The sequence below is a fragment of the Pseudomonas sp. ABC1 genome (assembly GCF_013395055.1).
In the GTDB taxonomy this organism is placed as follows: Bacteria; Pseudomonadota; Gammaproteobacteria; order Pseudomonadales; family Pseudomonadaceae; genus Stutzerimonas.
The window spans coordinates 2,712,861-2,722,500 of sequence record NZ_CP058349.1 but is presented as its reverse complement, the minus strand read 5'-3'; the positions used below and the strand labels follow the sequence as shown (position 1 = coordinate 2,722,500).

Genomic DNA, 9,640 nt, shown 5'->3' with positions numbered 1-9,640 from the left:
CGCCATTCCCAGCATTCTCTACCGATGCAACCACGACGGATGTGGCCGCGAGCCCTGAGCCGGAAGAGCAACAGCCAAAACTCGAACACACTGTAATAGTCGCCAATGGCGATACCCTTTCAACGGTATTCGCCAAAGTTGGCCTGCCCCCCTCCACTGTCCATGACGTCCTGGCCAGCCAGAAAGAAGCTCGCCAGTTCACACGACTTCGCGTCGGGCAATCCCTGGAGTTCAAACTGTCCGAGGATGGCTCCCTGGAAAGCATCCACAGCCGCTTGAGCAAGCTGGAAAGTATCCGCCTGGACAAGACAGCGAAGGGCTATGCGTTCAAGAAGGAACAGATCAAGCCACAGGTGAGTTCAGGCTATGCCGCTGGACGCATAGAAAGCAGTCTCTTCCTGGCCGCACGCCAGGCTGGGCTTAGCCATAACCTCACCATGGACCTGGCCAACATCTTCGGCTACGACATCGACTTCGCAATGGACATTCGCACAGGTGACTCGTTTGAAGTCATCTACGAAGAGAAGACTGTCGATGGCGAACATGTCGGAACGGGGAATATCCTTGCCGCACGCTTTACCAATCGCGGCAAGACCCACACCGCCGTTCGCTATACCAACAAGCAGGGCGTAACCAGCTACTACACCGCTGACGGCAACAGCATGCGCAAGGCATTTATCCGCACGCCGGTCGACTTTGCACGCATAAGCTCTCGCTTCTCGAATGGACGCAAGCACCCCATTCTCAACAAGATTCGCGCACACAAGGGCGTCGACTATGCGGCACCGCGTGGCACGCCGATCAAGGCGGCGGGTGATGGCAAGGTTGTCCTGGCAGGACGCAAAGGCGGCTATGGCAACACCGTCGTCATTCAGCATGGCCAACGCTACCGCACCTTGTACGCTCATATGCAAGGCTTCGCCAAAGGTGTTCGTAATGGCAGCGCGGTCAAGCAAGGCCAGGTCATTGGCTATATCGGCACCACAGGCCTGTCCACGGGACCGCACCTGCACTATGAGTTCCAGGTGAACGGCGTCCATGTCGACCCGCTGAGCATCAAGACCGCCATGGCCGACCCTATCGCCAAGGGCGAGAAGCAAAGCTTCATGCTGCAAAGCAAGCCTCTGCTGGCCCGCATGGATAAGGAAAAATCCACGATGCTGGCACTCAACAAACAATAGCCCATGCCGCTCTATATCGGGGTAATGTCTGGCACAAGCCTGGATGGCTTGGATGTTGCCCTGATAGAGCAGGATGCGGATACCCGTCTACTCGCAACCCATTACACCCCCCTCCCAGCAGATCTGCACAAGGAGCTTCTTGCCTTGTGCTCCCCCGGTTTCGATGAAGTCGCAAGGGTAGCTCTCGCCGAGCAGCGCTGGGTCGAACTGGCCGCCCAGGGCGTCGATACCCTACTCCGGCAAGCCGGCAAATCCGCTACCGAGATTCGTGCCATTGGCAGCCACGGACAAACTATCCGACACGAACCCTGTCGTGGTTTTACCGTACAGATAGGCAACCCTGCCCTGCTTGCCGAGCTGACCAGCATCACCGTTGTCAGCGACTTTCGGCGCCGAGATGTAGCCGCCGGTGGGCAAGGTGCGCCCCTGGTCCCGGCATTCCATGAAGCACTTTTCGGGAAGCAGGAACTGGCCTGTGCCGTGCTCAACATTGGAGGCTTCGGCAACCTTTCCCTCCTCTCGTGCGAAGAAGGCACTGGCGGCTTCGATACCGGCCCAGGGAATGTGCTTATGGATGCCTGGATCAAGCACACGCTGGGTCAGAGCTACGACGCAGATGGCCGCTGGGCCGCAAGCGGCACAGTCGACGAGTCATTGCTCGGCGCGCTCCTGGCAGACCCATTCTTTTCCACCCAGGGCCCGAAGAGCACAGGCCGGGAGACCTTCAACCTCGACTGGCTGCTCACCCACTTGGGCGATAGGGAGAAACTGCCGGCAGAGGATATACAAGCCACACTGCTGGAGCTCACAGCACGCAGCATCAGCACAGCATTGCAGCAAAGCCAGCAGGGCACCCGGCAGCTCTGGGTGTGTGGCGGTGGTGCGCATAATTCGCAGCTGATGGCCAGGCTGCAGGCGTTACTGCCAGGCTGTCGAGTAGAAAGCACGAAGGCCATGGGTATCGACCCTGACTGGATCGAAGCGATGGCCTTTGGCTGGCTGGCACACTGCTGCCTGGAAGGAATCCCTGCCAATCGCCCTGCCGTGACAGGAGCGACTGGTCTGCGAGTACTCGGTGCGATCTACCCAGCCTGACGCAAGAGCTGCCAGATAGGCGCCACCGCTCGCTAGATCGAAAAAGACTGCCCACAGCCACAGGTCGTGGCCGCATTCGGGTTCTTGATCACGAAGCGAGAACCCTCGAGCCCTTCCTGATAATCGACCTCGGCGCCCGCCAGATACTGGTAGCTCATGGGGTCGACAATCAGGCTGACGCCTTCGCGCTCAATGATGGTGTCATCCTCGGCCACGTCCTCATCGAACGTGAAGCCGTATTGAAAACCCGAGCAGCCGCCACCCGTGACGAAGACGCGCAGCTTCAACCGCGGATTGCCTTCTTCCTCGACCAGGTTCTTCACCTTGCTCGCCGCACCCAGCGTGAACTGGATCGCGGTTGGCGTGAAGGACTCGACACTCATGTGGTTCTCCTGGCGCGAACGCCTAACTTGCTATGACGTAACATTATCGGCTTACCCGACAAAACAAATCAACTATTGCCAATGGGCTCAAGGCATGAGTGCGACATTGTTCAAGCCCGTCCGCTCATCCAGACCGAACATGATGTTCATGTTCTGCAACGCCTGCCCCGATGCACCCTTGACCAGGTTATCGATGACGGACAGCACCACCACCTGGTCACCGCCCTGCGGGCGATGAACGGCGATCCGGCACACATTGGCGCCACGCACACTGCGCGTCTGCGGATGGCTGCCTGCCGGCATCACATCGACGAAGGGTTCGTCGGCATAACGCTTTTCATACAGCGCTTGGAGATCCACACCAGTGTCCAAGACCGTGCCATAGAGTGTGGCGTGGATACCGCGGATCATCGGCGTCAGGTGCGGTACGAAGGTCAACCCGACATCATGCCCGGCCGCCCGTTTGAGGCCCTGGAGAATCTCCGGCAGGTGGCGATGCCCTTTGACCGAATACGCCATCATGCTCTCGCTCGTCTCGGTCAGCAGGGAGCCGATCTTCGCCGAACGCCCGGCACCGCTGACCCCGGACTTGCAGTCGGCGATCAAGCGCGTGTCGTCCACCAGGCCGCTCTCCAGCAACGGCAGGAAGCCCAACTGTGCGGCCGTCGGGTAGCAGCCTGGCGCCGCGATCAGCCGGGCATCGCGAATACGCTCGCGGTTCACTTCCGGAAGGCCATAGACAGCCTCCGGCAACAGCTGCGGGGCACCATGGGGCTGACCGTACCAACGCGCCCATTCATCGGCATCCTGCAAACGGAAATCGGCGGACAGATCGATCACCCGCGTCCCCGCATCCAGCAACTCGCCGGCCAGGCCATGGGCAACGCCATGCGGTGTCGCAAAAAAGACCACGTCACAGGCGCCCAGTTGGGCGGTATCGGGAACGCTGAACGCCAGGCCATCGTAGTGGCCGCGCAGGTTCGGATACAGCTCATCGACCTTGAGACCGTTCTCCGAACGAGAGGTGATCACCGCGACCTCGGCCTGGGGATGCTGTGCCAGCAGGCGCAGCAATTCGACTCCGGTATAGCCCGTGCCGCCGACGATTCCGACCTTGACCATGACATCCCCTCGATAGTGCTGCCTGAAAAGAAAGACAGATGATAAAGCCACGCCCCTCGCGGGCCAACTGTCGGGATGACGAACCGCCACTCAATCCCTAATATCGGCGGCACTCCAATAACAGGAAACGCCTGATGCTCTATCTATGGTTGAAAGCCTTGCACATCATTGCGATGGTGTGCTGGTTCGCCGGTCTGTTCTACCTGCCCCGCCTGTTCGTCTACCACGCCATGAGCGAGGACGCCCCCAGCCGTGAGCGCTTCTGCGTGATGGAGCGCAAGCTGTACCGGGGCATCATGCTGCCCTCGATGATCGCGACGCTGCTGTTCGGCATCGGCATGCTCAGCATCAACCCGGGGCTGTTCGCCAGCGGCGGATGGCTGCACGCGAAGCTGGCCCTGGTGCTGGTGCTGATCGGCTACCACCACATCTGCGGCGCACAGCTCAAGCGCTTCGCCCGAGGCGAGAACTCGCGCGGGCACGTCTTCTACCGCTGGTTCAACGAGTTCCCCGTGCTGTTGCTGCTGGGGATCGTCATTCTGGTGGTGGTCAAACCGTTCTAGCGGGAAGCCCGCCGTGGACGTCAATGTCCACGGCTCACGGGATGGCTCAGTCGACTCGCTGGAACTTCAAGTCCCACACGCCATGGCCCAGTCGCTCGCCACGACGCTCGAACTTGGTCACTGGTCGCTCCTCAGGACGCGGTACATAGGCGCCATCCTCGGCCAGGTTGCGATAGCCAGGCGCCTGGCTGAGCACTTCCAGCATATGCTCGGCATACGGCTGCCAATCGGTGGCCATGTGCAACACACCACCCGGCTTCAGCTTTTGCCGTACCAGCTCGGCGAACGCCGGCTGCACGATGCGCCGCTTGTGATGGCGACTCTTGTGCCAAGGGTCAGGGAAGAACAGCAGGACACGGTCCAGACTGGCATCGGCGATACAGTCCCGCAGGACTTCCAGCGCATCGCAGCTATAAACACGCACATTGTCCAGGTTGCGCACCAACAGGCCGCTCAGCAATGCCCCGACACCCGGCGTATGCACTTCAACGCCGATGAAGTCCTGCTCGGGTGCCGCAGCGGCCATTTCCAGGGTGGAATGGCCCATGCCGAAACCGATCTCGAACGTCCGCGCCGCTTCGCGCCCGAACACTTGCCCGAAATCCAGCGGCTGCTCCGGCGACAGGCCGAAGCGCGGCCAGCCCTGGTCCAACCCGCGCTGCTGGCCTTCGGTCATGCGCCCGGCACGCATGACGAAGCTCTTGATCGTGCGCATGCGCGGCGCCGCGCGCTCTTCGGGTATCTCCGGATTCACATCAGTCATTACAGCACCTGCAGGATGTAGGGGACGCGCTGCGCACCCTTGGACAGATGCGCGGCACCAATCAGCGAATCAGCCCTTCCAGGGGCGACGATGCGCTGGCATAGAGTTTTTTCGGCATACGTCCGGCCAGGTAGGCCAGGCGTCCTGCCTCGATGGCATGCTTCATGGCCTGGGCCATCAGCACCGGATTGCGCGCATGGGCGATGGCGCTGTTCATCAGCACCGCCTCACACCCCAGCTCCATGGCGATGGTCGCATCGGACGCCGTACCGACTCCGGCATCGACCAGTACCGGGACCGTCGCTTCTTCCAGGATGATGCGCAGGTTGTAGGGATTGCAGATGCCGAGCCCCGTACCGATCAGGCCGGCCAGCGGCATCACGGCGATACAGCCGATTTCCGACAGTTGCCGCGCGATGATCGGATCGTCACTGGTGTAGACCATGACATCGAAACCGTCCTTGACCAGCACTTCGGCGGCCTTGAGTGTCTCGATCACATTGGGGAACAGGGTTTTCTGGTCCGCGAGGACTTCCAGCTTCACCAGCGAATGTCCATCCAGCAGCTCACGCGCCAGGCGGCAAGTGCGCACGGCTTCAATGGCATCGAAGCAACCGGCGGTATTCGGCAGGATGGTGTAGCGCTCGGGGGAAATCACATCCAGCAGGTTCGGCTCGTCCGGGTTCTGTCCGATATTGGTGCGACGCACGGCAACGGTGACGATTTCCGCACCCGAAGCCTCGATGGCATCACGCGTTTCGTCCAGATCCTTGTATTTCCCGGTACCGACCAGCAGGCGGGATTTATAGGTGCGGCCAGCCAGGGTCAAGGGCTTGTCGTGCGGGGCGGGGCACATGGGGTGATCCTCGTCAGAACATGGGGGGAATGCAGCGTGTTCGATGATGGCGAACGAGTCAGCCGCCACCGATCGCATGCACGATCTCGACCTGGTCCCCGTCCTGCAGAACCGTGCTGGCATGCTGGCTACGCGGCACGATATCGAGATTCAGCTCGACGGCCAGGCGGCGCCCCGTCAGTTCCAGGGCCAGCAGAAGATCGGCCACGGTGCTGCCGGGATCAATGGAATAGGGCTCGCCATTCAATTGAATATTCATGTCGATCGCTATGATTGCGAAGAGTGGCCGGCATTCTAGGGGCTGTGCGGGGCTCGTCACAAGCCGAGCGAGCCTCACGGCTTCCGATCAGGCCTGTCGCCAGGCGGCGATGAACAGGCAGAGCCAGCCGACCAAGAAGGCGGTCCCGCCAATCGGAGTGATGATGCCGAGCTTGCCGATACCCGTCAGCGTCAGCACATACAGGCTGCCCGAGAACAACAGCACACCCAGCGCGAATGCCCAGCCCGCGACACTCAGCAGTGCCCCGGACATGCGTTGCAACAGCAAGGCGACGCCAACCAATGCCAGCGCATGGATCAATTGGTAATGTACGCCCGTCTGGAAGATCGCCAGGTAGTCCTGGCTGATCCGGCCTTTCAGGCCGTGTGCCGCGAAGGCGCCCAACGCCACACCGGTAAAACCGAAGAACGCGGCCAGCATGAGAAACACTCGAATCATTCGATGGCTCCAGTCACGAAATAAAGTGGCCGCTATAATGCCCACTCTTTCTTGCCCCGGCCATGTGACATGCTTTCCACCTTGCTGCGCCGCCTCGTCAGGCTCGTCATCTTTCTCGCCCTGGGATCGGCCCTGTTGGTGCTCGCGCTGCGCTGGCTCCCTCCACCGACCACGGCACTGATGATCGAACGCAAGGTCAGCGCCTGGAGCGAGGGTGAAAGCCTGCCGCTGGAAAGGACCTGGCGCCCCTGGGAAGAACTGCCGGATGACTTGAAGATGGCGGTGATCGCTGCAGAGGATCAGAAATTCGCTGAGCATTGGGGATTCGATATTGCCGCCATTCGCTCCGCCCTGGCGCACAACGAACAGGGCGGCACCTTGCGCGGTGCCAGCACGCTGAGCCAGCAGGTGGCGAAGAATCTATTCCTCTGGTCCGGCCGCAGTTGGCCCCGCAAGGCACTGGAAGCCTGGTTCACGGCCCTGATAGAAGCGCTCTGGCCCAAGCAGAGAATCCTCGAGGTCTACCTCAACAGCGTCGAGTGGGGTAACGGAATCTTTGGCGCGGAGGCCGCGGCCAGGCATCATTTCGCCACTACAGCCTCTAAACTGACGCAACAGCAGTCGGCACAACTGGCTGCCGTGCTGCCCAATCCACATCGCTGGAGCGCAGGACGACCGGACAGTCACGTACTGACCCGCGCCGCCTGGGTACGCAAGCAGATGCGCCAGCTCGGTGGGCACCATTACCTGCAACGGCTGACTCCACGGGCTGAAGCGACGACGCAATGAACCGTTTGTGATCCATGAACAATGTCTACGCTTGTTGCTGTAGCGCAATACATGGAAAACCTGGCTGAGCAAAATTACGCGCCCCCGCGGGCTCGCCAGCACCACTAACCCCAGCAGTACAGGAACTATCGCAAGATGCAGTGCGATCGGTCGGATCTGAACAAGTTGAATGCCAGGCTCATCTGGCTATGCCTGAGCTACTTCGTGCTCGCCCTGCTCTGGCTCGTGCTCAGTGGACCGCTGCTGGAGCAACTGGCGAGTTCAGGCTCGCGGCAGCACTGGCATATCGCCAAAAGCCTGCTGTTCCTGCTGCTCACGACGGCGCTGCTCTATGCCCTGGGACACCGCTACCTCACCCGCCTGGCCCTCCAGCACCAGTTCAACAAAGCCTCCCAAAGCAGCCTGCGCCAGGCTGCGGCGGTCGTCGACAGCACACAGGAAGGCGTGCTGGTGACCGATGCAAACCAGACCATCATCCACGTCAACCCGGCGTTCAGCCTGATCACCGGGTACAGCCTCGAAGAAGTGCTGGGCAAGACGCCCAAGCTGTTCGCCTCGGGCAAGCACGATGCGGACTTCTACCGAGAGATGTGGCAGTCGCTACAAGCAAAAGGCGCCTGGAGCGGCGAAATATGGAACCGGCGCAAGAGCGGCGAGGTGTATCCGCAATGGCAGAACCTGCGCCGGATCGTCGACGAACAGGGTATCGTCACCCATTACATCGCCGTGTTCTCCGACCTCTCGGCACTCAAGCGCTCCCGCGAGGAGCTCGACTACCTGGCGCACTACGACCCGCTGGTCAGCCTGCCGAACCGCCTGCTGTTCAGCGAGCGGGCCAAGCACGACCTCGAACGCGCCCGCAGCGGCAAGCGCAAGGCCGCACTGCTGCTGATCGACCTCGACCACTTCAAGGACATCAATGAAAGCCTCGGGCACAGCCTGGGCGACGCCTTGTTGCAGGAAGTGGCCAAGCGCCTGAAAAGCCACCAGAAAGAGAACATGACCCTGGCCCGGCTCGGCGGCGACGAGTTTGCCCTGCTCTGCGAGGACTGCAGCGCCGACCAGGCCGCCGCCCTGGCCTTGCGCCTGATCGACAGCCTCAACGTCCCCTATAACCTGGCCGGCAACGAACTGTTCAGCACCGCCAGCATCGGCATCGTGCTCTACCCCGAAGATGTGCAGAACGTCGAACAACTGCTGCGCAATGCCGATTCAGCGCTGTTCAAGGCCAAAGGCAGCGGACGCTCGACCTATGCGTTCTATTCCCAGGAGCTGACCAGCCAGGCACAGCAACGGGTCGAACTGGCCAGCTCGCTGCGCCAGGCTCTGGAGCAACAACAGTTGCGCGTGCACTACCAGGGCATCTATGAACTGGGCAGCGGCCGCATCGTCAGCTTCGAAGCGCTGGTGCGCTGGCTGCACCCCGAACAGGGGCTGATCCCACCGGCAGCCTTCATCCCCATCGCCGAAGAGAGCGGCATGATCAGCGCCATCGATCACTGGGTACTCGAAGAAGCCTGTCGCCAGATGCGCCTCTGGCTGTCGGAAGGCCGTAACCTGCGCTTCGTCTCGGTGAATATCTCCAGCCGCCTGTTCAGCCATGGCGAGCTGGACCAGCACATCGCACGCATCCTGCAGAGAACCGGCCTGGAAGCCCAATACCTGGAGCTGGAAATCACCGAGAGTGCCGTGATGGAAGACCCGGACACCGCCAGGGTACTGCTCGCACGCCTGCGCGCCCTGGGCGTACGCCTGGCCATCGACGACTTTGGCACCGGCTACTCTTCGCTGCTGCGCCTCAAGAGCATGAAAGTCCACAAGCTGAAGATCGACCAGGGCTTCATCAGCGGACTGCCGGATGACCAGGAAGATGCGGCCATTACCCGCTCGGTCATCGGCCTGGCGCACAACCTCGGCTTGAGCGTGGTCGCGGAAGGCGTCGAGACAACAGAACAGGCTGCCTTCCTGCTGAGCGAGGGCTGCGACTTCGGACAAGGCTACGGCTTTGCCCGTCCGCAGGCCGCCAGCGACATCGACTGGCGTGACAGTTCGATGGCCTACGGGCAGCATCACCTCGGCGATAGATAGCGTTTCAAACACCGAGATGGCAATGTGCCAATATCCACAGTAATCTTGGGGCTCTCTCAGACCTAGCTGCAGACGAATCTGC

Annotated in this window: 11 protein-coding genes (1 of these 11 running past the window's edge); 5 read left to right on the top strand and 6 right to left on the bottom strand. The window is 61.1% G+C overall.

Going from position 1 to position 9,640, the window contains the following annotated elements; translation table 11 throughout:
- A protein-coding gene (locus tag HW090_RS11880) for a peptidoglycan DD-metalloendopeptidase family protein (protein WP_179113737.1) crosses the window boundary here: on the top strand, window positions 1–1,181 show its 3' portion. 208 nt of this gene lie to the left of the window's left edge; 1,181 of the gene's 1,389 nt are visible here — the last part of the coding sequence; the start codon falls outside the window, past its left edge; the stop codon is at window positions 1,179–1,181.
- A 3-nt stretch (window positions 1,182–1,184) separates the two neighbouring features.
- Complete coding sequence (locus HW090_RS11875; protein WP_179113736.1) at window positions 1,185–2,276, top strand: anhydro-N-acetylmuramic acid kinase; 1,092 nt, start codon at window positions 1,185–1,187, stop codon at window positions 2,274–2,276.
- A gap of 32 nt (window positions 2,277–2,308) precedes the next feature.
- Here the strand turns inward: HW090_RS11875 and erpA are convergent, their stop codons facing one another.
- A complete protein-coding gene (erpA, locus tag HW090_RS11870) occupies window positions 2,309–2,659 on the bottom strand; it encodes an iron-sulfur cluster insertion protein ErpA (protein WP_179113735.1) in 351 nt (116 codons plus the stop codon).
- A gap of 87 nt (window positions 2,660–2,746) precedes the next feature.
- On the bottom strand, window positions 2,747–3,781 hold the full coding sequence (argC, locus tag HW090_RS11865; RefSeq protein ID WP_179113734.1) for an N-acetyl-gamma-glutamyl-phosphate reductase: 1,035 nt from the start codon (window positions 3,779–3,781) through the stop codon (window positions 2,747–2,749).
- A 134-nt stretch (window positions 3,782–3,915) separates the two neighbouring features.
- On the opposite strand from argC, the gene hemJ reads away from it, so the two are divergent.
- Complete coding sequence (gene hemJ, locus HW090_RS11860) at window positions 3,916–4,344, top strand: protoporphyrinogen oxidase HemJ (RefSeq protein ID WP_179113733.1); 429 nt, start codon at window positions 3,916–3,918, stop codon at window positions 4,342–4,344.
- A gap of 46 nt (window positions 4,345–4,390) precedes the next feature.
- Here the strand turns inward: hemJ and trmB are convergent, their stop codons facing one another.
- From trmB to HW090_RS11840, 4 genes are all read right to left on the bottom strand, one after another.
- Window positions 4,391–5,059, bottom strand: coding sequence for a tRNA (guanosine(46)-N7)-methyltransferase TrmB (trmB, locus tag HW090_RS11855; RefSeq protein ID WP_218673579.1), 669 nt, complete (start codon window positions 5,057–5,059; stop codon window positions 4,391–4,393).
- 109 nt (window positions 5,060–5,168) lie between these two features.
- Window positions 5,169–5,963, bottom strand: a complete 795-nt coding sequence (locus HW090_RS11850; protein ID WP_179113731.1) for a thiazole synthase — start codon at window positions 5,961–5,963, stop codon at window positions 5,169–5,171.
- 58 nt (window positions 5,964–6,021) lie between these two features.
- Window positions 6,022–6,222, bottom strand: coding sequence for a sulfur carrier protein ThiS (thiS, locus tag HW090_RS11845; protein ID WP_179113730.1), 201 nt, complete (start codon window positions 6,220–6,222; stop codon window positions 6,022–6,024).
- An 87-nt stretch (window positions 6,223–6,309) separates the two neighbouring features.
- On the bottom strand, window positions 6,310–6,681 hold the full coding sequence (locus tag HW090_RS11840) for a DUF423 domain-containing protein (RefSeq protein WP_179113729.1): 372 nt from the start codon (window positions 6,679–6,681) through the stop codon (window positions 6,310–6,312).
- Window positions 6,682–6,750: 69 nt separating this feature from the next.
- Here HW090_RS11840 and mtgA point away from each other — a divergent pair, with 69 nt between their 5' ends.
- Window positions 6,751–7,470 (top strand): monofunctional biosynthetic peptidoglycan transglycosylase, encoded by a 720-nt coding sequence (gene mtgA / locus HW090_RS11835; protein ID WP_179113728.1) that lies wholly within the window; start codon window positions 6,751–6,753, stop codon window positions 7,468–7,470.
- A gap of 165 nt (window positions 7,471–7,635) precedes the next feature.
- The gene (gene dibA / locus HW090_RS11830) at window positions 7,636–9,558 is read left to right on the top strand and encodes a phosphodiesterase DibA (protein WP_179114903.1); all 1,923 of its coding nucleotides are present in this window, start codon (window positions 7,636–7,638) and stop codon (window positions 9,556–9,558) included.
- The last annotated feature ends 82 nt before the right edge of the window (window positions 9,559–9,640 follow it).